Raw genomic sequence first — 26,025 nt, forward strand, 5'->3', positions numbered from 1 at the left:
TTTGATAATAAATCTCTTTCCAAACTAAAAATAAACCTTTATAAGTATTGGGGTTGAAGTTTTTAAAAATCCACAAAAATCGGGGTTTGGAAAGAAGTCTAATACATTTTTGATTACACATCCAACCAACTTGATATTTACCACGGGTTTGCAGGGGTGTGCTGAGCACACCCTGTGAAAAACACTCTGGTCGCTAAGAGATGGTTGATTGGGAGTTGGGTGGGTTAATATGAAAAAAATACCCCACCCAAAACCTAAGACTTATCCTGATGGGCAAGCTGACTGATTTCCACCGCTTGCAATAATCCCAATTCATTAAATTCTTGGCGTAATTGTTTTACTGCTTGGGTTTGGTCTTTGGTTTGGGCAAGAATGTCCAAATAGCGGTTAATGTATTTGGTTTTATCTACCGCTTGCCAAAGTTTTTGATATTTGCGTTTTTGAAAAATATCATTCACAAAGCTAAGTAATAATAACCCAAGCAGAATATATTCTATTTTCATAGTTTACCCATATCAATATGAATCAATATCTATCAAACCGTATTGCGTCATTTGCCACACTTTGCACGGGCGTTTTATTTGCCAAATGGGGAGCGGATAAGGAGCGTTTGACAATGATTTTGCCATTGCCTTTTAATTGAACATTGGCAATATCCAAAAACAGTCTTTCATCATCATCGCTTGGCGGATTTGCTAAGTCATGTAATACTTGCATGGTTTTACCCACCTTTGCCGAATAGCTATCAGACGGAAACATGGGGTCAAGATAAATCATATCCACTTTTGGCAATGTTGCCATAAAGTCGGTATTCAAAAAATTACCATGATAAATTGCAATTCGGCTTAACAGCTTTTGCCAATTTGGATTGGCGTTCATCATTTGATGCTCAAATAATAACAGCATTGCCACGATAGGATTTTGCTCTATCATTAACACATTCGCCCCTGTACTTGCCAATATCAATCCATCCTGCCCAAAGCCTGCCGTACCGTCTATCACGCTCATATCAGGCGTTAATTTACTTGCTTGTAATATCAGCTCAGACTTTCGCCCTGCGGTTACGATACGTTTGGTTAGGGCTTGCCAATTTAATGATGATTTTATAATAGCATTGTTGTCAATTTTAATTAAGGTTGGGGTATTTTTTATAATAGCGATTAGGGGTGTATTAGCATTGTCATTGGCAAACGATGAGATAAATTTATCACTTAGTTTTGATAAAGCATAAAAAGATAAATTTAAAGACAAATTATGATTTTTATTGATAACGTCTAATATATCAAATAATGCTTTTTCTTGTTCGGTGCCGATGATGTTGATAGTCAAAATATTGCCTTTTTTAAATAGATATTTCTATACTTGTTTAACTTCAAAATGCACCACCGTAGGGGCGTGCATAGCACACCCCTACAAAAGGTATTTTTCAAAAGGTAGAATGGGTGCAAATTGGGGTTAATTTCCATAAATGGTATGTGTACTAGATTGATTTTAAATAAAAATCAAATGTCATTTTAATATATTAAATTTGATAAAATATTACCCTTTAATCTGATAACCAAACACAAAATACGCCGATAACACAATCACGCCTGTGATAATCCGCAAATAGGCAAAAATCATAAAATCCCGTTTTGACACCCAAGCCACAAGCAAACGAATACATAGCAGGGCAACGACAAAAGACACCGCCGTTCCCACACCCAAAATCGCCCAATCTTCCCCTGTTTGCAGCACGTCTTTTTTCTCAATAAGCTCCAAAAGCCCTGCCCCGACAATGACAGGAATACCCAAAAAGAACGAAAATTCAGTAGCGGATTTGCGAGATGCCCCAAACCACAACGCCCCAATAATGGTAGAGCCAGAGCGACTGGTACCAGGGATCAGGGCAAGGCATTGAGCCAGTCCGATTTTTAACGCCATTTTAAAGTCAATATGTTCAGCTTCTTGTGCCTTAATGGGGCGTGGGTGCTTTTCCACATAAATGATGAGCAATGCCCCGATGATGAGCATGGTTGCCACGACAAGCGGGTGAAACAGCGTGCCTGTGATAAAGTCTTTGAGCGTAAAGCCGACAATCATGACAGGAATGGTGGCGATGATGAGCGAGATACCCAGCCCACGGGGGTTGGTCATGCCGTCCGCCTTGCCAGTCAGTAGCCCCATAAATGCCGTCCACAGCCTGCCCCAATAGTCATAAATAACCGCCAAAATCGCCCCAAGCTGAACAAAAACAATGAACAAATCCCGCTTGTCCTTGTCCCAAAAATTCATGATGTCTGCCGACAAAATCATATAGCCTGTACTAGAAATCGGCAAAAACTCGGTAATGCCTTCGACAATGCCCATGATAAAGGCTTTGATAACTAATAAAATGTCCAAAATATTACTCTTGCTTAGGGTTGTAATTGAGATTGATTAAATTTAGCTAATGATGTTGGATTAGAATAATCATATTTCCACTGATTGGATTTTTTATCCAAAATCAGACGCACGATTTCACCATTTTTTAAAATTTCTATTCTAAAAAACTCTTTGGTTGTAAAGTCTTCTGCTGGTATTTCATAAATAACCCTAACGTTGTCATTTAATATGGATTTTAATTGTTTGGCTAACGAAATGCCCATTCTGTGAAATTCAAGCCAATCAAATGAAATTGGCTTGGTTCTATCAAAATCTCTAAAAGCCAGATTAGCATCATTATAATCAAACCATGCATATTCAAATTGTACATGCCAATCACAAAATTGTTGCCATAATTCATCGGGTATGGGGCTGGGTTGGTCGGTCATGTTGGGAAAATAACTCACGCAACATTCGCCAATGAACTTGTCTTTTAATTCTTGCTGTCCCCATAAAAAAGCCTTGCCATATTCTGCCATGACAATAATAAAAGCATGGTCGTTTAAATTGGTTTCATCAGCGGTTTGTTTTTTCATGATATTGGCGTTTGTCACGCATGGTTTGGTGTTTTGTGTGGTTTTGACAATTTAAATAGGGCGTAACATACTTACGCCATAATAATCATTTCTTACCTTGTTCTGCCAAGGTTTTCCAAGCGTTATTTCTAAGATACACAGGCAAGGCGTTTTCTGCCGTTACCGTCTCGCCCTTTAAAAATAGCGGATAGGCAAGGCGGGCGATATGCTCGGCACTGGGATTTAGACGTAATTTTTTGGCATCTGTTGCCACCAAATCCACCCCGTCCCCCACGATGATGTCGGTCTCTACACGCTTATCATAATCCAGCAGATATTCGTTTTGGGCAATGGGCAAGGCGTTTTGCACCACAAAATCCCCTGCATAGACTTGGTTTTGGCGAGCGTCTATCACGGCAGTTATCGTTGTGCCGTCCGCCATGCTTGTTTGTTCACACGCCATAAATGCCAAGGCGTGTAGGCTAGATATGCCGATACACGGTGCGTCATTGGCGACAGATAAGGCTTGGGCTAAGGCGGTGTTGATACGAATACCGCTAAACGCCCCCGGTCCACGGTTAAACGCCCATGCTTTGACATCCTTAATATCCACGCCTGCCGTATGTAGTGCCTTATCCAGCATGGGCAAAATAATCTCCGTTTGCCCACGTCCACCCGCTACGGTCTCGGTATAGATAATGGTGTCATTTTGTAAAATGGCGATAGAGCATTGCTCAAAAATGGTGTCAAAGGCGATAAGAATGTCAGATGGGCTGGGCGATAAGGCAGTCATAGAATGCGTGCGGACGAAATAAAAAACGCTTATCATACCACAAAATACTTGTAAATTTTAGGGTTTTAAAAGCGGTCGGGGGCATTGATAACATTATTTACAAGAGAGTAATAATTAAGAAATTTTATTTTTGTTGGACGGGGTGGTTTTATGACAAATAAATTTAGGGCGTGCCTGCCTTTGGTATTTGCAATGAAAAATGAGAAAAATCGCACGTTTTTCAAGGAAAAAACGCAGGTTGATAGTTATTCTATCAGACAAGTTTTTGACGCAGAAAAACAATCCGACCACTTAATCAGGTAAATTTTAAGATTTTCACTTAATTTTTTTAAATTAAGTGGCCGGATAGCCATTTTTCATGCAAAAATTGATTGAAATTGTCAAGTTTTCATCTTAATTTTATAAAAATGTTATCATAAAAATGTTATCAATGGTGGGCACGCCCTAATAAAAACTTTTGGTATTTTTAATCAAATCAGCGTATAATGCTTAAATCCCATAAAAACTTTATGGTGTGTATTTTTAGGTGTTATTTAGGAAATTGTTATGGAATCTTATGTTTTGTATGATGATGGTCATCACAAATGTATTGCGTTTAGCATGCCCGAAGAAGATGAAAGCGTGCCGTCTAACCAATTTTTAATCATTGATGGCGAAGAAGCGGCAATTATTGACCCAGGTGGGGATTTGACCTTTACGCCACTGACCTTGCAAATCACCAAATACACCAGCATGGAGAGCATTAAGTACGTCATCGGCTCACACCAAGACCCTGACATTTTGGCGTCCATGCCCCGTTGGCTCATCCATTTGCAAAACACCAAACTGCTTATTCCGACGTTGTGGGAGCGGTTTTTACCCCATTATAATTCTGCCTTTACCAAAGGGCGACTGCACCACGGTCTGTCAGAGCGGCTCGAAGGCATTCTTGATACAGGTGGGGTTTATGCACTGGGCAACACCCAAATCATGGCAATCCCTGCTCACTTTTTACATTCGGTGGGTAACATTCAGTTTTATGACCCTGTCAGTCAGATTCTGTTCTCGGGCGATATGGGGGCGTCATTGGTGGGACATTCTGGCATTAAGGTGGAGAATTTTCAAGCTCATATCAACAGCATGTCAGGCTTTCACAAACGCTATATGGCAAGTAACAAAGCCTGCCGTCTGTGGGCGGACAGCGTGCGTCAGTTGCCTGTGGACATGATGGTGCCACAGCATGGCAAACGATTAGAAGGGCGTGCCATCTTTGATGAGTTCTTAGATTGGATTAGTGAGTTGTCTTGCGGTATTGATTTGATTGATGAGAGTACTTATGACATCAGTGAGCTGATGACATTGGCAAGAATATAAGGGCTTGTGCAATAAAAAAGGCGTGATGATACGCCTTTTTATTTTGGTTTTTTGGTAGGCAGATTGCACCTAACCAGCTTGATATTTACCACGGGTTTGTAGGGGTGTGCTGAGCACACCCTTTGACGACAGTACCGTGCAAGGCGTGCACAGCACGCCCCTACACCCAAACGTCATTGCGTTTGTAGTATTTTAAAATTTCTTGGGTGCGTCATTCATGGGTAACACCATCCACAGAGCCATGCTCTAACAGCCTTGACCCTATCCAATGCCGACTAAACTGATATGCCACCCGCCCCGAGCGACCACCCCGAGTGCTTGCCCATTTTAGGGCTTCACCACGTACCATCTCATCAAATGCCATGTCCTCCCGTGCCAAATAATACGCCACAATATCCAGATACGTCTCTTGATTCATGGGCGAGAACGATATCCACAGCCCAAAGCGGTCTGAGAGCGAGACGGTCTCATCGATGGTCTCATAGGGATTGACTTCATCGGTTTGACCGTTATAAATACTAACGTTGTCTTTCATGAGCTGTGGTAATAGATGACGGCGGTTACTGGTGGCATAGATGAGTAGGCGGTCTTGTTCGCTGTCTAACGCCCCATCCAGCACGCTTTTTAGGGTGCGGTAATTTTCATCATGCCCATTAAATGCCAAATCATCGCAGTAGATGATATAACGGCAGTGGTTGTCGCTTGCTTTGATGGCGTGGCGGATTTTGTCAAGCATTTGCAAATCATCTCGGGCGACTTCTATCACTCGCAGACCGTCTTGATGATGGGCGTGAAGTAAGGCACGCACAAGGCTTGATTTACCCGCCCCACGAGTGCCAGTCATGAGAACGTGGTTGGCAGGCAGGTTTGCCAAAAACTGGCGGGTGTTTTGAATGATTTTGTCTTTTTGGGTGTCAATGCCGTGCAAATCGTCCAAAGTGATGGCAAGGTGAACATCAACAGGGACGAGTGTGCCACGCTGACCGCCAACCCAGCGATAGGCAAGGACATCGGGGTCTAGGTGGATGGATTGGGTGGTGCGTTCGCTTAAAAATTGATTGGCTTTTTGCAAAAAGTCTGCACCAAGGGCAAGCAGTTCGTTAGGTAGGTTCATACAGGATTGGTGGGGTTAAAGTGTCTCATTAATGTAGCATAAAACACCCAAAAATAAAACCACTTCGTGTGGTGGTCGATGAGTGCGGGTGTTGCAAAAAGATTATTGAGCCATGCGAATGCCGATGTCTGTTCGACCATGCTTTTGCAAAGTATCACGTTTGGCAGTGCTCTCTTTGTGTTACACTCAATAAACTTTAAAATTGCTACAAACGCAATGATGCTTGGATGTAGGGGCGTGCTGTGCACGCTTTGCACGGTACTGTCATCAAAGGGTGTACTCAGCACACCCCTACAAACCCGTGGTAAATATCAACTGGGTGTATAATCCAAGTATCACATAAAGGCAAACATGCCCAAATCAACCATGCTACCCAACACCAGACAAGGACACAACCATGACCCATGCATTATATTCTCATCATTTATCTGCCAATGCAGCAAAAAGCCTAAACCAAATGACCGATGACGAGCTGTGGACATGGTGGCTGTCGCTTGATGATGAGTGGCGATTTTTTTTGTTAAGACAGGGGTTGGAATTAAAATTATGGAAAAATAATAAAAGGGTTTTTGATGAAAAATATGATTATCAAGCGGAATTTGATTGGCTGGATAAATCATTGGTTTTTGAGTGTGTTAAGGAAATAGTAAGTTTAACCAAACTTAATTTAGAGCGTAACCAAATCCAAGACATTTCAGCATTGGTAGGCTTAACCAATTTAACCGAGCTTTATTTATGGGGCAATCAAATCCGAGATATTTTGGCGTTGAAAAGTTTAATAAGCTTAACTGAACTTGATTTATCATACAACCAAATCCAAAATATTTTACCTTTGGCGAATTTAACCGAGCTTGATTTATTAGAAAACCAGATACAAGATATTTCAGTATTGGCTAAATTGACCAATTTAAACGTTCTTAATTTAGAGAGTAACCAAATTCAAGATATTTCTGCTTTAAATAATTTGACTGATTTAAACATTATTGATTTACGCAATAACCAAATCCAAGACATTTTATTTTTGGAAAATTTAACAAATTTAACCAGTCTTGATTTGGGAGATAATAAAATTAACAATATCTCGGCATTGAAAAATTTAACCAATCTAACTTGGCTTGACATATGGGGTAATCAAATTCAAGACATCTCTGCTTTGGCAAGTTTAACCAATTTAACAGTGCTTGGTTTGGAAAGTAACCAAATCCAAGACATTGCTATTTTGGCAAATTTGAAAAATCTGAGTAAAATTTATTTAACCAATAATCCAATTAATCCGGCAGATATTGAAAAATTACGCCAACAATTGCCAAATTGTGATATTGTGTTTTGAGATAGAATAGGAAATTTGCCTTATAATAGACTAACCCGCCACCACAAACCGCCCACGCTCATCAAAAAACCGCCGAACCACCAGCACCGCCGACAGCGTACACGACAGCGTACTGCCCGCACAGATAAAAAACATGGTAACAATCTGATAGCGTACCGCCTGCGTGGGGTCAGCCCCTGCCAATATTTGCCCTGTCATCATACCGGGTAGGCTCACCAGTCCGACCACGAGCATGGAATTGACGGTTGGGGTCAAGCCATTTAGCACCGCCGATTTGACAAGCTCATGCACCGCTTCAAAGGGGGTAGCCGACAGCGATAGGCGAGATTTGATAAGGGCTTGCTTGTCGTGCATGGCGTTTACAAGTTCGTTGGTTGTCAAGGATATGGCGGTCAAAGAATTGCCCAAAATCAGCCCCAAAATCGGTATGATGTACTGGGGGCGATACCAAGGCGACACCTTTAAAATCAATATCATGGCAATCAGCGTAACCACGCCTGCGGCAACCGACAGCGAGATGATGCTATCAGATAATAAGCCCTTGTAGGGGCGTTTGACCCGACCTTTTGCCGAGACGCTGGCAATGAGTGTCATCACGGTTAAAATCGCAAGTACCTGCCACGCACTCTCACGAGCGAATACCCACGCCAAAATCAGCCCAATCATGGACAACTGCACGACCGTCCGCACCCCTGCCATGATGAGCGTACCTGTTAAGCTAAGTCGCAGGTATGCCGACACGCCTATCGTGATAAGTAGTAAGGTGCTGGCTAAGGCGATGTCGGTTAGGGTAAGTGTGATTGCCATAATGTATAAGTTATTGATTTAAATTGATATTTTATTATTTATAGATGTAGGGGCGAATTGCAATTCGCCCAAATCTACATTAATCTTAAAATCTTGTTATTGCCAATTTACACCGCCAACATACCATTATCCATACGCCACAAATCCGCCCCCAACACCTGTTGTTCGCTTGGCGTGTGCGTAACCCAAATCAGGGCTTTGTGGTTGTCATGCCAATCTAGCACGAGTCTCATGAGCAAATTTGCCGTCTCATCATCAAGGGCGGACGTGGTTTCATCAAATAGGGCGAGCGTTGGGTTAAATTGCAACGTCCGCAAAAAACTCACGATTTGGCGTTCACCCCCTGATAGCTCGTGGATGGATTGGTTGATAAAATTGTCATGTTTGCCGAGCGTGGTAAGTTGTTGTAAATGCCAGTCTTTATCAAATTTTTTGTTTTGATGATGTTTAAAGCCAAAGGGGGCGGTTAGGTTATCTAGTACTGTGCCGTCCGATAGGCTAGGCGTTTGATGAAATAGGGCAACGGCAGTGCGGTAATCAGGTGGGGAGATTTGGCTAAGGGGTGTTAATTTTCCATTTTTATTTAACATAATCCTATCAGTAACGGCATTATCCAAAGGCAACAAATCGGCTAGGGCTTGTAATAATATCGATTTGCCAGAGCCTGACCGACCGACCAGAGCGACTTTTTGCCCGTAATGTAAGGCAAAAGACACGTTATCAAGCAAGGTACGGTCTGGGGTGTGGTAGGATAGGGCGGTGGCGGTGAGTAAGGACATGATGTGGCGTGTTTGGGGTGGGGATTTATTATATTAGATTTGCCGATGGCATTGCCAAAAACCGCCTGCCCTTGATAGATTGATAAGTTTGATGAGTGGGGCAGACGGCTTGGTGTGGGATTTTATTTTTTGGTGGGTCGCTTACTTACATCCTTATGCTCGTCAGTCTCATATAACGCCCCTGCACGTCCCACGATGAGCGGGTCGATGTTGCCAATCTGTGAGTCGTCTTTGTCGGCATAGTCCAGCTTGTTTAGGACATAACGCATGGCGTTGAGTCTGGCACGCTTTTTACAGTCGGATTTGACGACAATCCATGGCGATTCGCTCGTGTCGGTCTCAAAGAACATCGCTTCTTTGGCGATGGTGTAGTCATCCCATTTGTCAAGGGACGCTTTGTCCACAGGCGAGAGCTTCCACTGTTTTAGGGGGTCATGCTCACGGCGAGAGAAACGCACTTTTTGTTCTTCACGACTTACCGAGAACCAAAACTTGATGAGCGTAATGCCCGACTGAGTCAGGTGTTTTTCAAAGGCAGGCACCTGCTCCATAAAGGTGTGATATTCATCATCACTGCAAAAGCCCATGACGCGCTCGACCACAGCACGGTTATACCATGAACGGTCATACAGCACTATCTCGCCTGCGGTGGGCAGGGTCTGCACATAACGCTGAAAATACCATTGCCCATGTTCGGTCTCGGTCGGCTTTTCTAGGGCGACAACCCTAGCACCACGGGGGTTTAGGTGTTCCATAAAGCGTTTGATGGTACCGCCTTTACCAGCGGCGTCACGTCCTTCAAAAAGGATGACGATTTTTTGTCCTGTTTCTTTGACGTGGCGTTGTAGTTTTAGAAGTTCGATTTGTAATTTGTACTTTTGGGCTTCGTAGTTTTTACGGCTCATGCGATGTTTATAAGGATAACCGCCTTCACGCCAGTTGGGAGCAAGTTCGGTATCTTTGGATTTGCTCGCACCCAGCTCGCTACTTAGTTGATGAGCGACGTTGGTGGCAGGTAGGTACTCCGCCAAGCGAACTCCAATTTGGGTCAAATCATCAGCACTGGCGTGTTCAACCAACTCTTCTAAGCGAGAGAGTGTGTCAGAGAATTCATCACGAAATTTGGTGGTGGACTGCTTTTTTGGGGCGGTTGCCATGGCACATACTCCTAATAAAAATGTGGTTTTGTTTTATATTAACATAACGGTAATATTTTGGCAATATAATACATCCATTTGTTTTTGACTTTTTATGATGGGTTTATTTAAACAGCTGTGATTATCAATTAACTGCTTATTATCAACTTTGTATAAGTGATTTGTTTATTAAGGGCGAATAAATTGTCCCTATAACCCAAAAATCACTATTGGGCAATCAATAAGTTGCCATTTTAAGTTGATATTGAAGTATTAATCATAATTTTAAATTAGTTTGTCAAGACAAAGGATGAATTTCTTTGAATTAATTTTTTTATCAAAGAAATTTAGCTTTACCAACCAATTTTTAAAATAATTAACATCATTTGCCAAATCATACCAAGCCTAACTCACGCCCGAACCTAATAATCTGCTTTCGCCATTAGCGATTTTTTTGACGTGGATTTGGGTGGGAATGCGTTCTTTTAATGATTGGACGTGTGAGATAATTCCTATCATCTTACCTGTATCTTTTAATGATGATAATACCGATAACGCAATGTCCAATATCTCATCATCTAATGTGCCAAAACCTTCATCTAAAAACAATGAGTTAATACTGACATTCTCACTGCTCATTTGTGATAAGCCCATTGCCAATGCCAATGACACAATAAAACTCTCGCCCCCTGAGAGATTTTTGGTGCTACGAATCTCACTGCCTTGGGCGGTGTCGATGACATTTATCTCTAAAAGGCTTTTGTTTATCTTATCATCGCCATGGGTTAGGACGTAGCGACTGTCCATTTTACTAAGGACGTCATTGGCGTGATGGAGCATAAGCTCTAAGGTCAGCCCTTGGACGAAATTGCGGTATTTTATGCCTTCTTTGGAACCGATGAGTTCATCGAGCTTTGCCCATACCAGTAAATCCTGCTGTTTTTGACTGATTAAATTCATCAAAGAACCGTGCTTTTCTCTACTGTCCTTGGCATTTACAAATAGCTGTTTTTGCTCACCAAAGGCGGTTAGCTGTGCATAATGACGGCTTTGTAATTGCTCTTTGTGGTGTTTTAATTCATCCAATGTCATGTTTAATTCATCCAATGTCATGTTTTGCGGTTTGTCATTTGTTGTATTGGGTTCATGTTGTTTATCCATGTCTTTTAAAATATCTGCCAAAACTTTATCATTAGGCTTGGTAGTCATGATGTCATCTAGCTTATGCTCCCAATAGTTAAGATTATCACGGGCTTGTTTTAAGGCATAATGCAGGTTTTGCTCGGTTTGTGCTAATGCCAAGCGTTCATCATTATCCATACATGCCGATAAAAATTCATCGGTGTCTTTAAAACCTTTGTCTGTCAGTGATTCATTAAACTTATGTTGTAATTCATTAATGTGTTTATCAAGCGTGGCAATGTGGCTTTGATGATGACTGATTTTTTCATTTAGGCTTAATAGGGCTTGCTGGGACTTTTGATGGCTCTCTTGGCTATCATGAAACGCCCGTTCGCTCTCATCTATCGCTTGGCGTAGCGTGGCTTCTTTGTCATCGACATTATCCGTGCCAAACAGTGCTTCACGCTCTGATGTGTGGCTGTCATGGTGCTGGGTTAGAGATATTTTTTCTTGCTCTAATTCATGCAGTTTTTCTTGATGGTCATTTAATTGTTTGGTTTGGTTGGTCAGATGAATTTGAATGTGACTTAGCTCGGATTCTAATTGCTGTTTTTGGGCGTGGTAATTGTCATGGTCTTGGCTGATTTGGGTTAGCTCGCCAATATGCTGATGAATATTTGCTAATAATGATATGTGGCTGTCATTATTATTAATATTATTAATAACATTAATAATATTATCCATATCAATATCAATGACTTTTTGATAGGGTTCTAATTTGGTATTAATGGCATGGATAAGCTCATGAATACTTTGTTCATAATCAGCGATGGCGGATTTGGTGTCTTGTGTTTGTTCTGTGATGATTTGGATGTGATTTTTTAGGGCTTTGCCGTCTTGGGTGATGATGTCAAGATTTTGGCGTAATGTGCTAAGCTCTTGGCTTTTTTGGGTAAAAGCGTGCTGTAATGTATGATAGTTATCATAACTGCCAGTTAAACTGGCTAATGTTTGATGAATGATGTCATTTAATGTATTAATGACTTCTTTTATTTTGGGCGAATTATCATCTAACGCCGTGGGCAATTCATGATGGGCGTTTTTTATTGTATCCTGTGCGATGATGGTCTGATAATCACGGTTTATATTGGTGATGATTTCATTTTTTTGTGCTGTTAATGTTTGTTGTTGCTCGCCATAATACACTTTTGCACTGGTGATATTGGCAAGTGTTTCTTTGTGAGCTTGCAGGTTTTCTTTATGCGTTTCTATTTTTTGAGTGGTGTGGGCGATGGCGGTTTTGGTGCTGTCATCAATATCATGGATAAAGGGGTTGTTAAGGGCGTACGGGTGCAATAATGAGCCACACAACGGACAGGGTTCATTATCGGTCAGCTTGGCATGATGTTCTTTTAGGGCGATGAGCTGTTGCTGGGCGTCATAATGCTGTTGCAAGGTAGATAGGGTGTTTTGTTCTTGGGTGATTTGCTCGTTTAGGGCAGAAATGGCAGACAGGGCGGTTTGCTCTTGCTCGGCATTGTCATGCAGGCGAGTGCTTAGCTCATGAAGTTGTCCATTTAGCTGTCTGTGGCTCTCTTCATGCTGGCTAAGGGCATGAGTCAAATGCGACAACTCTTTGATGCGATGAATCTTGTCTTGAAAATGCGTGCCATAATACGCCAATTTGTCATTGTCAATATCAGACAGCATGAGCGATGTTTGTAACAGCTCGCTGATTTGTCCGATAAGGGCTTGATGGTCATGCTCGCTTTGGGCTAACTGCTCTTTTTGGGTTCGCAGTTCGTCTCGTTTGTCATTGATTTGTTGGTTTTTTTGGTGTAGCTCATCGGTTTGGGCGTGCAGTTTTTGGGTGTGCTGACGAAGCTGTGCCAAAGCCGTGCCAAGCTCACGTTCATGACCTGACAGCACGCCCACATCTTGCTTGATGTCGGGATAGTGTGCCATGTGCTCATGGCGGTCATTGATGGTATGTAGCGTGGTTTGGCACCCATCCTGCTGACTGTGTAGTTCTGATATCGCCTGCTTGGCATTAGCTATCATCGTCTGCTCGTTCGTGATGGCGTGGCTGATTTTATCGATTGCCGATTTGTCCTGAGCGATGATGTTATCTAGCGTTCGCACTTGTTTGAACAGGGGTAGGGCTTGTTCATACTGGGCTTTGTGGGTGGTCAGGGTTTGATAATAGTTGTCCTTTTGTGCTTGTCGGGTTTGCTGTTCTTGTACTAGCTCGGGCAGGGCGTTTTGTAGCTCGGTTAGAGCGGTGTGGGTGTGGGTTAGGGTGTGGCGTTCACGCGTGAGTTCTTGGTAGATAGGCGATAGCTCATGAGCCAGATTGGCAAGGCGTAAGCGAGTCGCCGACTCACCAAAGGCTTGGATGTCTGTCTGGGCGGTCACAATGTCCGCTTGGTGCTTGGTGATGTGGGCTTGGGCTTGGGCTTGGGCTTGGTGCCAGCCGATGATGGTGTCTAGGTGTTGCAGGCTTGTTTGGGTGTCACGAAGACGGGCGTCATCATCGCTGATACGTCGCTCCAAAGCGGAGAAATGCTCATCATCCATGACATCGATGTCGCCTACTTTTTGCTCTAATTGGTGTAGCTCTTCCTTTTTTTGCTTATGCACGTCAAAGGCTTTTTGGCTGATTTTGGCGTAGATGTGCGTGCCGGTGATTTGTTCTAGGATTTCGCCTTTTTCGTTGGCTTCGGCTTTTAAAAAGGCAGAGAAGTTGCCTTGGGCGAGCATGACCGAACGGGTAAACTGCTCAAAGTTCATGTGCATGATTTCTATGGCTTTTTTATCGCACACGCTCGGTTTGGTCTCAATGATGGTGCCGTCATCGGATGGGCTGGTCAGTAGGCTGATTTGGCGTTTGATGGGTTGTAATTTGCCGTCGGGCTTTTTATTTGCCCGTCGCTGTTCAAAGCTGAACCGATACAGCTTATCGCCTGCACTCTCATTCATGAGTAGCACCACTTCGCTGTGGCAGTCGCCCCTATCTACGCTCATGAGTTCGTTTTGGGTGTTGCTGATGGTGCTAATCCTTGGCGTTTGTCCATAGATGGCAAGGCAGATGGCGTCTAGTATCGTGGTCTTGCCCGCCCCTGTCTGCCCTGTGATGGCAAACAGTCCGTCATTGACAAAGGCGTCATCGGTAAAATCAATGTGCCAGTTGCCTTTTAAAGAGTTAAGATTGCTAAATGATAAAGAAAGTATTTTCATGATGTTTTGGATGAATAAATGGCAAAATAAATTGGTAAAATGACTTTAAAATAAATTGGGTCAAAATCAGTCGGATAAAATAAGTGAGGTGGCAGGCAAACCAAGCCATACGCCGTCAGTCCGCCTGCACGTCCTGCTCATGAATGGCTTGGATGATGTGCTGATAGGCGACTTTTAGCTCATCTTTTTCATCATCACTCACCGCTCGTCTATCTAAGAGTCGCTCAAACACGTCCATGGTTGTGAGTTGTTTTAGGTTTTCGCCATGATGGGTGCTTTGTAAGACGTGCCTGCGTTGGGTGTTGTTTTGGATGTTTAGGGGTAGGACGTTGGTGTCTGTCAAAAAGGCTTTGATGTCTTTGGCAAAATTCGGCTCTAACGCCTGCCCGTCATAGATAATCTCGGCATAGATGGTCTGGTTTTCGGCGATTAGGGGGCGTAAGGCGTGCTTAATGCTGTCGGTGTCGCCTTGTAGTCTCACCAGTTTGGTAAAGACAGGTACGGTCAAGGCATGAATGTGGGGAGTGTTATCTGTGGCGGGGTCAAAATCAACAATCAAGACCTGCTTGTCCTTACCAATCTCACCAAAGCCCATGGCAATGGGCGAGCCACAGTAGCGAATGCGGTCTTGCCCTGCGACCTTTTGGGGAGCGTGGATGTGTCCTAGGGCGACATAGTTGATGTCATCGGCAAAAATGCTAGCAGGCAGTTGCCCGAGCGTGCCGACAAAGGTCTCTTTTCGCATGCCGTCATCATCCGATGACACGCTCGCCCCTGCACTAAACAGATGACCGGTGGCGATGATGGGGATGGGGGGCTGGTGTGGGCTGGCTTGGTGTTCATCTCGCAGGGCGATGGCATGGTCGGCAAGGCTTTGATAATGCTTGGCAATGCCTTGGGCGGTCTCGATGTCTCGCTGTCCTGTCAGCTCAAAACTACCGCCTGTCCTGACGTCTTTGTCACGCAGATAAGGCGCGGCAAGGACGATGGCACGCACGATGTCTAAATTGTCTTTTAAATTGTCTTTTAAATTGTCTTTTAAATTGTCTTTTAATAACAGTATTTCATCATGGATGTCGGCGGTGACTTGTCCGACGACTTGGACGTTGAGTGTTTTTAAAATGGCTTTGGGGGCGTCCAAAAAGGTGGGGCTGTCGTGGTTGCCTGCGGTGATGATGACGTGTTGACAGGGGCTTTTGGCGACTTTGCCTAAAAATTCATAATACAGCTCTTGGGCTTTGTTACTGGGGGTGGCGGTGTCAAAGATGTCGCCTGCTACGATGAGTGCGCCCACGTCATGAGTGCTGATGGCGGTGTGTAGCCAATTTAAAAAGGCTTCAAATTCATCATATCGGGTGTGATTAAACAGGCGTTTGCCGATGTGCCAGTCGGATGTGTGTAAAATGCGTAGGGCGGTTGGGGGCTTGGGGGGTATGGTGTGCATGGTGGTTATTTAGATGAGTAAGATAAATGGGTAAACGAGATAAATGGGTTATGGTATTTTAAAGTTTATAAAAAAAGACCAACTCTTGCAAGTGGTCTTTGGTAAACGTATGTAGAGCACTAGACAGCGGTCTTGACCGTTTTGGCTTTGTCAAGGGCGGTGTATAGGCGATTGACTTCATCGGCAGATGTTAGGTGTAGATTGACTCGTAGGGCGTGAAACCGTCCTGTCTTGGATGGGCGGACGACCATGCTGGCGGTGTCAAAATCAGGGAAAATCTCTGCCAAAATAAGCGTGACTTCATGGCGTAGGCTGTCATGCTCGCCTTCATGCCCGATGATGCTCATGGGGTAGTCCATGGGGAATTGCCACAGCTCGGGGTTTTGGATTTCGGTGCGTTTGGCGTTCACGGTAGGGGCGATGTTTAGATTGGTAAGTTTGGTGGTCATGATAATAATAAGTAGATGAATTTAGGGGTAAATGGGGGTGGCGGTCGCTTTTTCAAGCATAAAAATAACCACACTGTGGTGGTTATTTTGGGTGTTTTAAAAATCAATCATTTTCCAAGAACGAACGCAAATGCTCGGAGCGAGATGGGTGGCGAAGTTTGCGTAGGGCTTTGGCTTCTATCTGACGGATACGCTCACGAGTAACATCGAACTGCTTGCCTACTTCTTCTAAGGTGTGGTCGGACGCCATGTCAATACCAAACCGCATTTTTAGCACTTTGGCTTCACGCTCGGTTAGGTTGTCTAGCACTTCTCGGGTGGCTTCACGCAGACCTTCGGCAGTGGCACTCTCAACAGGGCTTGAAATGGTGCTGTCTTCGATGAAATCGCCTAGGTGGCTGTCTTCATCATCGCCGATGGGGGTTTCCATGGAAATCGGCTCTTTGGCGATTTTTAGGACTTTACGCACTTTGGCTTCGTCCATGTCAAGACGTTCGCCCAACTCTTCGGGGGTGGGTTCACGTCCCATCTCTTGGAGTAGCTGACGGCTGACACGGTTGATTTTGTTAATCGTCTCAATCATGTGTACAGGGATACGAATGGTGCGTGCTTGGTCAGCGATAGAACGAGTGATGGCTTGACGAATCCACCATGTGGCATAGGTTGAGAACTTATAACCACGGCGGTATTCAAATTTATCTACCGCTTTCATGAGACCGATGTTGCCTTCTTGGATAAGGTCAAGGAACTGTAAGCCACGGTTGGTGTATTTTTTGGCGATGGAAATAACCAGACGTAAGTTGGCTTCGACCATGTCTTTTTTGGCACGACGAGCTTTGGCTTCCCCGATTGCCATTTGGCGAGCCACGGCTTTCATGTCTTTGATGTTCATTTGTAGGTTTTCTTCGTGTGCCAAGATTTTCTTTTGCAAGGCAACAACATCAGGCATCACCGCTTCTAAGGTGCCAGCAAAGGCGGGTTTGCCATCAATGCGGTGAGCCAGCCAGTCGATGTTGGTTTCGTTACTGGGGAAGGTTTTTTTGAACTCATCAAGGGGCATTTTGCCTTTACGAATAACCAGACGCATGATTTGGCGTTCGGTGGCACGTACGTCTTCATAGACTTCACGCATGAGTGCCATGATTTGGTCAGATAGGCGGTTGTTTAGTTTGATAAGCATAAAGCGAGTGGCAAGCTCATCATAGGCAGATTTGGCTTTTTCGCTGTTACGTCCATGTTTTTCAAGCATTTTTTTGGCATTGTCAAACAGGCTTTGAATCTCATCAAAGCGGGCTTTGACTTCTTCGGGGTCAAGACTGCTATCATCGCTGTCAGCGTCCATGCTCATGCCGTTGTCATCTTCTTCTTCGGTATCGCTGTCATCATCGGCTTCACTGATTTTTAGGTCAATCTCTGTGTCGTTCTCTTGGATTTCAAAATCGCTGTCATCTAGGGATAAAAAGCCTGTGACCACATCAGAGATTTTTTTCTCGCCCGTTTGTACTTGTGCGTACTCATCAAGGACAAACTTGACCGTGCCAGGCCAGTACGCCATGATGTACTGCACTTCTCGGGTACCTTCTTCGATACGTTTGGCGATACTAATCTCGCCATCTCGAGAGAGCAAATCTACTGTCCCCATCTCACGCATGTACATACGCACAGGGTCGGTGGTACGCCCCGGTTCGGTCTCAACGCTGGCTAACACCGCCGCCGCTTCATCGGCTGCCATGTCGTCATCGCTGCCTGAGTTTGCCAAAATGATGTCGTCTTCATCAGGGGCGACTTCATAAATGGCAATGCCCACGTCCGTCAGCATGGCGATGATGTCTTCTACTTGGTCGCTTTCGGTGACAGATTCGGGCAGTTGGTCGTTAATCTCGGCATAGGTCAGATAGCCTTGTTCTTTGCCAAGCTGAATAAGGGCGGCTAATTGGGAAGTAGAATGTTCGCTCATGGGTTCTCGCTCATGCCTAAAAGTGATTGAAACAGTCAATTATAACACAGTTGGGTGCTAAATGGGGGTTGGGCTTGATTTTTTAAAGGGGTATAAAAAGGGATGTGATAAATTTTAAAGGACATGCTCCAATTTTAGCTACTTTTGCCTTACCATGGGGCAAATTGTCGTTTGTCCCGATAAATCAGTTTAAAGGTAGAATTGATGAATAATCCTATTTAAAATGCATTGTTTTGTTTCAATCTCAACTTAAATCTCAATTTAAAGTTATAACTTATTGATTTTTCAATGATTGTTTTTGGGTTGTTGGGATAAATCACATCTGCCCTTGATATAGGATAAAATTTTAAAACCCCATTCTCAACTTCACATGAGTGATTGATTTATCAAGGGCGAATTACAATTCGTCCCTACAACCCGAAAAATAATTATCAAATAATCAATGAGTCGCCATTTTAAGTTGAGAATGAAGTGTTTTAAAGATTAAAATCAGCCAAGCATGCCCCCAATCATCTCACGATACTCATCATAAATGGGTAGATTGTCATCAACGACCAAGGTTCTGCGTAAGGCGACTGTCTGCTCGCCTGTTTTGGGATTAAAGCCATCTTTGTGAGTATCTTGCCAATATACGCCCACGCCACGCTTTTGCCAATTTGGTGCGTCATTAAAATTCATGCCGTTTTGAAATAACAGTTCATGCTTTTCACTTACCGATTTGTATAACAAAAAATCGGCACTTGCCCGTGGCGATTGTCCTTGTTTTCTAAGTAGCCAGTAGCAATGTGTGTTTAAGGCGTTTCTGTGAGCGTCTTCTTGTCGCCAGCTAAAATAATCCTGCACCAATGCTTTATTTGGCAATTCACAAATGCGAGCGTCAAAACTGGCAGGGGCGTTCATGACAAGGCTAAACACTCCGCTTGCTTCACCTGCCAGTAGTGAGATGATTTTGCGAGTTTTGCGATTAAAACTGTCGTCATCGATGTGTAGTAGCAAAGAAATCTCATCGCTTTGGGTGTAGCCATAGACCACGCGAAAGCCAGTATTCATAAGGTGTTCGGTGGTTTTGGTCATGGCGTGATGAAAGGTGTCATCAAAGGGGCGGTTGAGTCGCCAAACATCGTCCGCCTTTTTGGTAAAGCCCCGACCGTCCAACCGCACGATCATGTGAATATTTGGCAAAACAAAGCTGTCATGTAAGGTTTCGTATTGGCGTAACCTTGTGTCTAATTCGTCAAATCGCATACATACTCCTGTACTTCAAAGTCGCCACTGATATTTTTTACCACAAAAATCTCATCAAAACCTTCATCAAAATCAGGGCGGGTCAGCACTTTGGCGACTGATTTTAGCCCTACTTCGGGGATTTTGGCTTTGCCGTGTCGTTGGTTGTTATTGGCAAGTGCCACATCAAACGGCACATCAAAATAATAGGCAATGACCTTAAAATGATGAGCCTTTGCCAAACGGATATAATCCGCTCGGACATTTCTGGTTGGATTGGTTTTGTCTATCACGGTTGGGGTTTTGCTGTCTAGGCACGCCCCAAACAGCAGTTTTTCACGGTGGGCGGTTTTTAGCATATCGCCATTTAGCCGAATGTGCGTGTCAATAAACCGCTCTTTATAGAATGTACTTTTGCCCGCTCCTTGCAAGCCAATAAACATAATGAGTTCCATTAGACTTCTTTGTCATCCGCCTGATTGGGATTGTCTTTTTCGGTGATGATGGGGCTGTTTGGGTCGCCTAGGCTTAATATGTCGCCAAAGTTGGGCTGTACTTTTAGTACCAGTTGCTCTTTTTTGACGATGGCGTGATTGACCTGAGCTTTTTTTAAGTAGCCTTTGATGTCATCAGGGAGCCAACGTCCGATTTCTAGGTAGATGACGTTGCCCTTGTATTCAATAAAGGGCTTGCCTTTGAGTTTGGGCGATAGCGACAACAAAAAGGGCAGGGGGTCTTTTCTAAGTAGGGTGCGATAGGCAGGCACGGCAAACTTGATGGCAGGGGTTTTCCACCATGATTTGCTGTGCAAGGTGATGATGTCGGTGTTGGAGATTTGTTCAAAGGCAAACCGCTGAACATGACGGTCAAGACGAGCTTCGGTGAGCTTAAAATTGCACGCCACCGATAGGTGCATATCTAACACGTCCGCCGTGCAGTAAAGCCTTAAAAAGCCGTCAAACAGTTCAAGGTGCAAATCTAGCACCATGCCGACATTTTGTACCACAAACTGATTTAGGGCATCGTTAATCTGCTCTTGACTGCCCGTTACATAAATCTCATCAACCAAATCCCCTGCGGTGTGGGTGTAGCTGTGTTTGATGTTGGTTAAGGCGTTTTGAATGCTGGTGGTGATGTTGTCAAACAAATTTTCGTTTTCAAAGGCGAATCCTGTTTGCTCAAATCCTGCTGGCTCATCAGAAAAATCCGCCTGCGTGCGACTGTCGTAAGTATTGTTCATAAATGCTAAAAATAAAAGGAAAAAATAAACGCCCTACTATTGTAGCAAAAATTCGGTAAAGATGGGTAGATTTATGTGCAAATCGGGTAAATTGTCATCCACCCTGTGTCAGATGGTGATTTTTGGGGGTGTCATTTTTTATATGATTTAAAAGGTCTTAATTGAACAATGTTCATTATCATCTTATCATCACGCCTTTTTCATAAGCCCCATTACCACGCCCAATGCCAACAGTTGCACGCCAAAGATGGTCAGCACGGCATAGAGCCATCCACCATGAGCATAGGCGATGGCACAGACCCATGCCCCGACACTGCCCCCGCCATAGTAGCCCATGTAGTACAGTCCTGACGCCAGCGAACGCCCTTCTTTGACATGGCTTGCGATGTAGCTGATGGTCGCCGACTGCGTGATAAATACCCCTGATGACATGATGGTCAAGCCGATGATGATGAGCGGTAGGGGGGCAGATAAAGTGATGAATAGCCCTGTGATGGAGCAGATGACGGCAAAGATGATGGTGTTGGTCATGCCAAAGCGAGCGATGATTTTGGCGGACAAGGGGGTGATGACCATGCCGATGAGATATAGGGCAAAGATGTTCGCCAGATGAGACGCTGATAGCCGATAAGGGGCATCGGCTAGGTGCAAGTTGATAAAGGTAAAACAGCCCACCAAGCTAAATAGCACACAGCCACCGAGCAGGCAGGCACTCATGACATGGCGGTTTTTGGTGTGGGACAGGAGCAGGCGTAGGGCGTCTTGGAAGTTTTGGCTTTTTTTAAAGTGTTGCGATTTGGGTAGGCTTTTTAGTACCCACACCGCCCCCACTAAGGTCAGCACCGCCATGACGCCATAGCCCCACCGCCAGCCTATCCATTCGTGCAAATGCCCTGCAAAAAACCGTCCGCTAAACCCGCCCAATACCGTGCCTGCCACATACAGACTCATCATGCCAGCGATGTTGTCGCCGTACTCTTCGCCAATGTAGGCAATGAGTACCACCGTGATGCCAGGGACGGCAAGCCCCTGCAAAAACCGCCAAAACGTCAGCCCATCCACCGACCCCGCCATACCGACCATAAAAGTAGGAATGGCGAGCATGAGCAATGAGCCGATGATAAACCGCCGTCGCCCAAAGGCATCCGAGAGCATGCCCATAAAAGGCGACATCAGGGCAATCGCCATGACCGTCGCCCCGACCGCCAGCCCCACTTGCACTTCGCTCGCCTGCAAGTCCTGCATGAGTACCGGCAAAATCGCCTGTACCGAATAGACCTGTAAAAAGGCAAAAAAGCCAATCATGGCAATGGTGAATTTCTGGGTAAAAGTGGGGTTGTGGGCGGTCATGACATCATCAAGGATAGCAGGTAACATAGGGCGTGCCTACCATTGATAGCATTTTATAAAATAAGGTAAAAACTTAACATTTTAAATCAATTTTTGCATGAAAAATGGCTAAATCTGGTTTTTCTACGTCAAAATCCTTGTTGATATTTCAATATCAACTGCGGACTTTTCCTTGAAAAACGGGCGATTTTTCTCATTTTTCATTGCAAATACCAATGTTCAATACGCCCTAATATTGTATCACAATTTGTCGGGGGCGGGAGTGATGTCAGTGATTTATCCAGGGCAATCGCACTATATTTAATTTTTAGCAAATAAAATTATGTTTTTAAAGAAATTGGTAATTTTTAGATGCACAATTATTTAAAAACCCACCAAACCAATTACACTTTGAATAATCTATTAAAAATTTATTTAGTTAAAATTAACTATAAACACTAAATTTGCTTGATTTTTAATCAATTCCATATAAAATTTTGTAGTGCGATTGCCCTGGTGATTTATCAAAAAACTCATCCAAACCGATGTCTATCATCATTTTGTCTTATTTATTTTTTAAAAAACATAACCAAAAGTAAATAAAGTTATTACCAATCCCCAAAAATTTGATATAATATTGCACTGACAACTTTGTCATAATACGATAATCATTTACGCAGGAATGCATCATGAATACCACCAATTTATCCACGTTCATCACCGTCATGCAAACGGGCAGTATCTCAGGTGCCGCCGAGAAACTGTTTATTACCCAACCTGCCGTCTCCAAGCGGATTAAGAGCTTAGAAGATGAGTTTGGCACGGCACTGTTTGACACCATCGGACGTGGCATTATCCCCACGGCATCAGCTCATGAGCTACTGCCCTATGCCAAAAAATGGCTTGAAGACTATGAGAGCTGTAAAGCCAGTCTGCTCTACTCAAAGGAAGTAGCGACGGGGCGACTGGTCATTGGCACCAGTCATCATATCGGACTGCACCACTTGCCCCCCGTCTTAAAGCAGTTTATCCAAACTTATCCGTCTGTTCAGCTAGAAGTGCAGTTTATGGACAGTGAGACGGCACATAAAGCGGTGCTAGAAGGCGATGTGGCATTGGCATTTTTGACCTTACCCCCGACTTTTGACAGACGACTGGCGTATCACACGCTGTGGTCTGACCCGCTGTATTTTGTCACGGGGGTGCTAAGCCCATTGGCACAGCAGTCGTCCGTGAGTCTCTTGCAACTGGCACGTCATCCTGCGATTTTGCCTGCGGCGAATACTTTTACCAGTCAGATTACCTTGGCTGAGTTCAACAAGCACAACCTACGCCCCTTTGCAACCATGAGTACCAACCCGTTAGAATCCATCCGTATGCTCGTGTCTGTGGGACTGGGCTGGTCGGTGCTACCTGAGACACTCATCAATCAAGATTTGGTTAAGATTGACCTAAAAGAGAACGTGGAGTTACAACGTCATCTCGGGCTGGTCATTAATCCTAACCTAACCCGTTCATCAGGGACGGACGCCTTGCTTGATATGCTGGGCATTAAAGATGTGCAGAGTGAAGAGAATCGAGCGTAATAATAAAAACCTTGGTGAGAGCCAAGGTTTTTTATTGATTTGTTAAAAAGCGATGAGTTAGTTGCCCTTTAACAAATGATTTTCCAAATAATGAATGTTTTGAGCTTCTTCGGTAAAGGCTTCATCTTGCAATATCACATCACGGTGTAAGGCAGTGTTGGTCTTAATGCCTTCGATGATGAGCTCATCTAGGGCATGGAGTATTTTTTGTACGACCTGCTTGCGAGTTTGGGCATGACAGATGAGTTTGCCAATCATCGAGTCATAGTAGCTAGGAATGCTGTACCCTTGATACAGATGACTGTCAAACCGCACGCCAGAACCGCTTGGGGCGAATAGATTGTCAATGCGACCAGGGCAGGGCATAAAGGTCTTGGGGTCTTCGGCATTGATACGGCATTCCATGGCATGACCGCGAATGGTAATCTCATCTTGATGATAAGACAGCCCATAGCCTGCGGCGATTTTAAGCTGTTCAACAATGATATCAATACCCGTAATCATCTCGGTCACAGGGTGCTCAACTTGCACACGAGTATTCATCTCAATAAAGAAAAACTGCTCATTTTCATACAAAAACTCAAACGTCCCCGCCCCACGATAGCCGATTTGCTCGCACGCACGCACGCACGCGTCTAAAATCGGCTGTTTGATGTCATCAGGAATACCAGGGGCAGGGGCTTCTTCTAGCACCTTTTGGTGGCGACGTTGTAGTGAGCAGTCACGGTCAAACAGGTGTAGGGCGTTACCATTGCCATCGCCTAGGACTTGAACTTCTACGTGACGTGGGTTTTTCAAAAACCGCTCCATATAGACCGTATCATCGCCAAAGGCGTTTTTGGCTTCGGTTTTGGCGGCTTGGACTTGATTGATAAGCTCTTCAAAACGCTCAACCACACGCATGCCACGACCGCCCCCACCAGCTGCCGCCTTGACGATGAGTGGAAAGCCGATGGCACGAGCCTGCTCTTCGGCATTGTGTAGGGTGATGGCACCGACCGAACCGGGGACAGTGGGTACGCCTGCTTTTTTCATGGCGTTGATGGCGGAGACCTTGTTACCCATCAGGCGGATGTGGTCAGGGTGGGGGCCTACAAAAGTCAGTCCCGCTTCTTCGACCTGCTCGGCAAAGTCGGCATTCTCGGACAAAAAGCCATAACCAGGGTGAATGGCATCCGCCCCTGTTATCTCGGCAGCAGTCAAGATGGCAGGGATGGACAGATAGCTTTGGGTGGATGGGGCATCGCCAATGCAGACCGCTTCATCACAAAACCGCAGGTGCATCAAATCCTTGTCCGCCGATGAATACACGCCCACCGTCTGTATGCCAAGCTGTTTGCATGCACGCACGATACGCAGGGCAATCTCGCCACGGTTGGCAATCAATAACTTCTTAATCATAACTCACCCGTTAGGCTTTGTAGCGAATGACTGGTTGCCCAAACTGCACCACGTCAGCGTTAGACACCAAAATCTCTTCAATGATACCGCTTTGGGTGGCTTCTAAGGGGTTCATGATTTTCATGGCTTCGATGATACCAAGCTGGTCGCCTGCTTCTACTTTTTGCCCGACTTTGACAAAGGGTGGGTCGTTTGGGCTAGGGGCGGAGTAAAATACCCCAACCATGGGCGATGTCTCAACCTTGCCGCTCGGAGTTTTTGGCGTGGGGGCAACAGCAGAGGTGCTATCTGATGAAATGACGGCTTGGGGGACGGCAACGGTTTGCACCGCCACGTTACGGGTCAGATGAACATAGCTGTCATCGTTGCCCAATTCTAGGTTTGCCAAATCTTTTTCTTCCATGAGTTCAATCAGCTCACGAATCTGAGCGATGTCAATGGTGGCATTCGTTGCCGTCTGTGTTTTTGTGGATTGGGAAGTTGGTTTTTGGGTGTTTTTTAGAATGCCCATGCCGTCACCTTATAAAATGTAAAAGTTTATTGTAACAAATTTTTTCAAAATCGCCTAGTGGCAATCATCGGCGTTATTGTTAAAATCGGTAACGCAAAAAATTTGTGTTATCATCAGGTGCATAGTGTACATACGTACGAATATTTTGCAAGTATTTTTTGCGATTTTAGGCAAATTTTTTACAAAATGGGGTAAATTGGGCAAAATAAAGATAAGATATGATTAATTTTTAATCATTTTTTAATGATTGGATTGTTAATGAGTACCCTTTAAAATTTGTCTTTATAAATTGGGA

At 44.3% G+C, this 26,025-nt stretch carries 22 protein-coding genes; 3 read left to right on the forward strand and 19 right to left on the reverse strand.

The genetic code is table 11. From position 1 onward, the window contains the following. Positions 1 to 254: 254 nt before the first annotated feature. The 5 genes from IM753_RS04025 to tsaB all read right to left on the reverse strand — a co-directional run bounded on the left by IM753_RS04025 (position 255) and on the right by tsaB (position 3,747). A complete protein-coding gene (locus IM753_RS04025) occupies positions 255 to 503 on the reverse strand; it encodes a hypothetical protein (protein WP_062501241.1) in 249 nt (82 codons plus the stop codon). A 22-nt stretch (positions 504 to 525) separates the two neighbouring features. Then, positions 526 to 1,329, reverse strand: a complete 804-nt coding sequence (locus tag IM753_RS04030) for a class I SAM-dependent methyltransferase (RefSeq protein ID WP_062501238.1) — start codon at positions 1,327 to 1,329, stop codon at positions 526 to 528. Positions 1,330 to 1,539: 210 nt separating this feature from the next. Then, positions 1,540 to 2,382, reverse strand: coding sequence for an undecaprenyl-diphosphate phosphatase (locus tag IM753_RS04035; protein ID WP_065256920.1), 843 nt, complete (start codon positions 2,380 to 2,382; stop codon positions 1,540 to 1,542). Positions 2,383 to 2,396: 14 nt separating this feature from the next. Then, positions 2,397 to 2,939: a hypothetical protein gene (locus tag IM753_RS04040; RefSeq protein WP_065256919.1), complete on the reverse strand. Its 543-nt coding sequence runs from the start codon at positions 2,937 to 2,939 to the stop codon at positions 2,397 to 2,399. An 85-nt stretch (positions 2,940 to 3,024) separates the two neighbouring features. Further along, on the reverse strand, positions 3,025 to 3,747 hold the full coding sequence (gene tsaB, locus IM753_RS04045; protein WP_227514768.1) for a tRNA (adenosine(37)-N6)-threonylcarbamoyltransferase complex dimerization subunit type 1 TsaB: 723 nt from the start codon (positions 3,745 to 3,747) through the stop codon (positions 3,025 to 3,027). Positions 3,748 to 4,257: 510 nt separating this feature from the next. Between tsaB and IM753_RS04055 the strand changes: the two genes are divergently transcribed. Beyond that, positions 4,258 to 5,064, forward strand: coding sequence for an MBL fold metallo-hydrolase (locus IM753_RS04055; RefSeq protein ID WP_194108731.1), 807 nt, complete (start codon positions 4,258 to 4,260; stop codon positions 5,062 to 5,064). A gap of 211 nt (positions 5,065 to 5,275) precedes the next feature. On the opposite strand, the gene IM753_RS04060 is transcribed toward IM753_RS04055, so the two are convergent. After that, positions 5,276 to 6,178 carry an ATP-binding protein gene (locus IM753_RS04060; RefSeq protein ID WP_194108732.1) on the reverse strand — a complete coding sequence of 301 codons (903 nt, stop codon included), beginning with the start codon at positions 6,176 to 6,178 and terminating at the stop codon, positions 5,276 to 5,278. Between the two features lie 397 nt (positions 6,179 to 6,575). On the opposite strand from IM753_RS04060, the gene IM753_RS04065 reads away from it, so the two are divergent. Beyond that, positions 6,576 to 7,508 (forward strand): leucine-rich repeat domain-containing protein, encoded by a 933-nt coding sequence (locus IM753_RS04065; RefSeq protein WP_194108733.1) that lies wholly within the window; start codon positions 6,576 to 6,578, stop codon positions 7,506 to 7,508. Positions 7,509 to 7,538: 30 nt separating this feature from the next. Here IM753_RS04065 and fetB read toward each other — a convergent pair whose 3' ends face one another. The 11 genes from fetB to IM753_RS04120 all read right to left on the reverse strand — a co-directional run bounded on the left by fetB (position 7,539) and on the right by IM753_RS04120 (position 22,253). After that, positions 7,539 to 8,315 carry an iron export ABC transporter permease subunit FetB gene (fetB, locus tag IM753_RS04070; RefSeq protein ID WP_065256914.1) on the reverse strand — a complete coding sequence of 259 codons (777 nt, stop codon included), beginning with the start codon at positions 8,313 to 8,315 and terminating at the stop codon, positions 7,539 to 7,541. 107 nt (positions 8,316 to 8,422) lie between these two features. Next, positions 8,423 to 9,094, reverse strand: a complete 672-nt coding sequence (locus IM753_RS04075; protein ID WP_062499064.1) for an ATP-binding cassette domain-containing protein — start codon at positions 9,092 to 9,094, stop codon at positions 8,423 to 8,425. Between the two features lie 122 nt (positions 9,095 to 9,216). Next, positions 9,217 to 10,251 carry a polyphosphate kinase 2 gene (gene ppk2 / locus IM753_RS04080; protein ID WP_083108223.1) on the reverse strand — a complete coding sequence of 345 codons (1,035 nt, stop codon included), beginning with the start codon at positions 10,249 to 10,251 and terminating at the stop codon, positions 9,217 to 9,219. A 384-nt stretch (positions 10,252 to 10,635) separates the two neighbouring features. After that, positions 10,636 to 14,589: an AAA family ATPase gene (locus IM753_RS04085; RefSeq protein WP_194108734.1), complete on the reverse strand. Its 3,954-nt coding sequence runs from the start codon at positions 14,587 to 14,589 to the stop codon at positions 10,636 to 10,638. Between the two features lie 115 nt (positions 14,590 to 14,704). After that, positions 14,705 to 16,033 carry an exonuclease SbcCD subunit D C-terminal domain-containing protein gene (locus IM753_RS04090; protein WP_194108735.1) on the reverse strand — a complete coding sequence of 443 codons (1,329 nt, stop codon included), beginning with the start codon at positions 16,031 to 16,033 and terminating at the stop codon, positions 14,705 to 14,707. Between the two features lie 119 nt (positions 16,034 to 16,152). Continuing rightward, on the reverse strand, positions 16,153 to 16,482 hold the full coding sequence (locus IM753_RS04095; RefSeq protein WP_062499067.1) for a YbeD family protein: 330 nt from the start codon (positions 16,480 to 16,482) through the stop codon (positions 16,153 to 16,155). Between the two features lie 103 nt (positions 16,483 to 16,585). Then, on the reverse strand, positions 16,586 to 18,439 hold the full coding sequence (gene rpoD, locus IM753_RS04100; RefSeq protein ID WP_065256911.1) for an RNA polymerase sigma factor RpoD: 1,854 nt from the start codon (positions 18,437 to 18,439) through the stop codon (positions 16,586 to 16,588). A gap of 489 nt (positions 18,440 to 18,928) precedes the next feature. Beyond that, entirely contained in the window at positions 18,929 to 19,684 is a 756-nt protein-coding gene (locus IM753_RS04105) for a tRNA(His) guanylyltransferase Thg1 family protein (RefSeq protein WP_065256910.1), read from the reverse strand. Then, complete coding sequence (locus IM753_RS04110; RefSeq protein WP_194108736.1) at positions 19,666 to 20,118, reverse strand: ATP-binding protein; 453 nt, start codon at positions 20,116 to 20,118, stop codon at positions 19,666 to 19,668. The genes IM753_RS04105 and IM753_RS04110 overlap by 19 nt, the downstream gene beginning before the upstream one ends. Next, positions 20,118 to 20,903 carry a hypothetical protein gene (locus tag IM753_RS04115; protein WP_065256909.1) on the reverse strand — a complete coding sequence of 262 codons (786 nt, stop codon included), beginning with the start codon at positions 20,901 to 20,903 and terminating at the stop codon, positions 20,118 to 20,120. Before IM753_RS04115 ends, IM753_RS04110 begins: the two co-directional genes overlap by 1 nt. Positions 20,904 to 21,092: 189 nt before the next feature. Further along, complete coding sequence (locus IM753_RS04120; RefSeq protein WP_194092571.1) at positions 21,093 to 22,253, reverse strand: MFS transporter; 1,161 nt, start codon at positions 22,251 to 22,253, stop codon at positions 21,093 to 21,095. Between the two features lie 668 nt (positions 22,254 to 22,921). Here IM753_RS04120 and IM753_RS04125 point away from each other — a divergent pair. Further along, positions 22,922 to 23,818 carry a LysR family transcriptional regulator gene (locus IM753_RS04125; protein WP_065256908.1) on the forward strand — a complete coding sequence of 299 codons (897 nt, stop codon included), beginning with the start codon at positions 22,922 to 22,924 and terminating at the stop codon, positions 23,816 to 23,818. Positions 23,819 to 23,875: 57 nt separating this feature from the next. Here IM753_RS04125 and accC read toward each other — a convergent pair whose 3' ends face one another. Next, a complete protein-coding gene (accC, locus tag IM753_RS04130) occupies positions 23,876 to 25,219 on the reverse strand; it encodes an acetyl-CoA carboxylase biotin carboxylase subunit (protein WP_065256907.1) in 1,344 nt (447 codons plus the stop codon). Between the two features lie 10 nt (positions 25,220 to 25,229). Continuing rightward, positions 25,230 to 25,658 carry an acetyl-CoA carboxylase biotin carboxyl carrier protein gene (accB, locus tag IM753_RS04135; RefSeq protein ID WP_194108741.1) on the reverse strand — a complete coding sequence of 143 codons (429 nt, stop codon included), beginning with the start codon at positions 25,656 to 25,658 and terminating at the stop codon, positions 25,230 to 25,232. Positions 25,659 to 26,025: the final 367 nt, after the last annotated feature.

Source organism: Moraxella sp. K127 (assembly GCF_015223095.1).
GTDB lineage: Bacteria > Pseudomonadota > Gammaproteobacteria > Pseudomonadales > Moraxellaceae > Moraxella.

Bases quoted from the DNA above. Each gene is read 5' to 3' on its own strand.
- IM753_RS04040 (WP_065256919.1), bottom strand. From the start codon at position 2,939: ATGAAAAAACAAACCGCTGATGAAACCAATTTAAACGACCATGCTTTT.
- IM753_RS04060 (WP_194108732.1), bottom strand. From the start codon at position 6,178: ATGAACCTACCTAACGAACTGCTTGCCCTTGGTGCAGACTTTTTGCAA.
- IM753_RS04085 (WP_194108734.1), bottom strand. From the start codon at position 14,589: ATGAAAATACTTTCTTTATCATTTAGCAATCTTAACTCTTTAAAAGGC.
- IM753_RS04105 (WP_065256910.1), bottom strand. From the start codon at position 19,684: ATGCGATTTGACGAATTAGACACAAGGTTACGCCAATACGAAACCTTA.
- IM753_RS04055 (WP_194108731.1), top strand. From the start codon at position 4,258: ATGGAATCTTATGTTTTGTATGATGATGGTCATCACAAATGTATTGCG.
- tsaB (WP_227514768.1), bottom strand. From the start codon at position 3,747: ATGATAAGCGTTTTTTATTTCGTCCGCACGCATTCTATGACTGCCTTA.
- IM753_RS04075 (WP_062499064.1), bottom strand. From the start codon at position 9,094: ATGTCCTTACTCACCGCCACCGCCCTATCCTACCACACCCCAGACCGT.
- ppk2 (WP_083108223.1), bottom strand. From the start codon at position 10,251: ATGGCAACCGCCCCAAAAAAGCAGTCCACCACCAAATTTCGTGATGAA.
- fetB (WP_065256914.1), bottom strand. From the start codon at position 8,315: ATGGCAATCACACTTACCCTAACCGACATCGCCTTAGCCAGCACCTTA.
- IM753_RS04090 (WP_194108735.1), bottom strand. From the start codon at position 16,033: ATGCACACCATACCCCCCAAGCCCCCAACCGCCCTACGCATTTTACAC.
- IM753_RS04110 (WP_194108736.1), bottom strand. From the start codon at position 20,118: ATGGAACTCATTATGTTTATTGGCTTGCAAGGAGCGGGCAAAAGTACA.
- IM753_RS04120 (WP_194092571.1), bottom strand. From the start codon at position 22,253: ATGACCGCCCACAACCCCACTTTTACCCAGAAATTCACCATTGCCATG.
- IM753_RS04095 (WP_062499067.1), bottom strand. From the start codon at position 16,482: ATGACCACCAAACTTACCAATCTAAACATCGCCCCTACCGTGAACGCC.
- rpoD (WP_065256911.1), bottom strand. From the start codon at position 18,439: ATGAGCGAACATTCTACTTCCCAATTAGCCGCCCTTATTCAGCTTGGC.
- IM753_RS04125 (WP_065256908.1), top strand. From the start codon at position 22,922: ATGAATACCACCAATTTATCCACGTTCATCACCGTCATGCAAACGGGC.
- IM753_RS04115 (WP_065256909.1), bottom strand. From the start codon at position 20,903: ATGAACAATACTTACGACAGTCGCACGCAGGCGGATTTTTCTGATGAG.
- IM753_RS04025 (WP_062501241.1), bottom strand. From the start codon at position 503: ATGAAAATAGAATATATTCTGCTTGGGTTATTATTACTTAGCTTTGTG.
- IM753_RS04065 (WP_194108733.1), top strand. From the start codon at position 6,576: ATGACCCATGCATTATATTCTCATCATTTATCTGCCAATGCAGCAAAA.
- accC (WP_065256907.1), bottom strand. From the start codon at position 25,219: ATGATTAAGAAGTTATTGATTGCCAACCGTGGCGAGATTGCCCTGCGT.